The organism is Shigella sp. FC1967 (assembly GCF_001743005.1).
Classification (GTDB): Bacteria; Pseudomonadota; Gammaproteobacteria; order Enterobacterales; family Enterobacteriaceae; genus Proteus.
In genome coordinates this window covers 1-224 of record NZ_MIIZ01000396.1, presented here as the reverse complement: position 1 = coordinate 224, position 224 = coordinate 1, and the positions used below count along the sequence as shown (strand labels likewise).

The 224-nt window shown below is 45.5% G+C and carries 1 rRNA gene; it reads right to left on the bottom strand.

The annotated features are described in order from the left end of the window. Nucleotides 1-80 precede the first annotated feature (80 nt). Nucleotides 81-224, bottom strand: a 23S ribosomal RNA gene (locus BHE89_RS03460); the annotation flags it as partial.

The window sequence follows — 224 nt, the reverse complement described above, 5'->3', positions numbered from 1 at the left end:
CGGTTCGTCACCAGTAATATCAATCTTAAACAAGCTTACTTCATCGTTTCGTCTCTCTGACAAAACACCTTCGGTGTTGTCAGGTTAAGCCTCACGGTTCATTAGTACTGGTTAGCTCAACGTATCGCTACGCTTACACACCCAGCCTATCAACGTCTTAGTCTTAAACGTTCCTTTAGGTCACTCAAGGTGACAGGGAAGACTCATCTCGAGGCAAGTTTCCC